The sequence below is a fragment of the Capnocytophaga sp. oral taxon 326 str. F0382 genome (assembly GCF_000318295.1).
GTDB lineage: Bacteria > Bacteroidota > Bacteroidia > Flavobacteriales > Flavobacteriaceae > Capnocytophaga > Capnocytophaga periodontitidis.
The window spans coordinates 1-789 of record NZ_KB291445.1 but is presented as its reverse complement, the minus strand read 5'-3'; the positions used below and the strand labels follow the sequence as shown (position 1 = coordinate 789).

Here is a 789-nt window from a genome sequence, read left to right as displayed (position 1 = left end):
ACCAACAACAAAAACTCACTACCAACGAAGCAGGTGAAACCCATTTAGAAAAATACCCTTTACCCGTTATAAGATACAACGCTTTCAAAGCTCCTGAGCAGATATATGTAAAGGACAAAGAGCGAATAAGCTATGAATATAACGCCTTTGGCGAACGTTCACACTGCTATTACGGTAATGCTGAAGTAGAGAAAGCCAAACGCCCAATGCTTAAACACTACAGCCACGACGGTAGTGTAGAGGTAGTATGTAACAAGACAGATAACAGCACCAAGTTTATACTTTACTTAGGCGGTGATGCCTATAGTGCCCCTGCAATACTCATTTCGGACGGTGAAGCCTCAAAACTCTATTACTTACATAGAGATTACTTAGGTTCTATAGTAATGCTCACCGATGAGGATGGCAATATAGCTGAAAGACGCCATTTTGACCCTTGGGGGCAACCCATAAAAATAGAAGACGGCGCAGGCAATACCTTAGACAAACTCACCTTATTAGATAGAGGCTTTACAGGGCACGAACACCTGCAAACCGTAGGATTGATACATATGAACGGACGCTTGTACGACCAAGCGCTACACCGCTTCTTACAACCCGACAACTTTGTACAAGACCCTTTTAACACCCAAAACTTTAATAGATATGGGTATTGCTTGAATAACCCATTAGTGTATGTGGATGAGAATGGAGAGTTTTGGCATTTAGTCATAGGCGCTGTCGTAGGAGGAATACTAAATTGGATCTCAAATGGCGCACGTCTTGATGCTAAAGGACTTGGCTATTTCG

General features: G+C 42.5%; 1 protein-coding gene. It reads left to right on the top strand.

The genetic code is table 11. The features are described from left to right. The coding region (locus tag HMPREF9073_RS16390; RefSeq protein ID WP_009413936.1) for an RHS repeat domain-containing protein at positions 1–789 on the top strand (789 nt) is incomplete at both ends.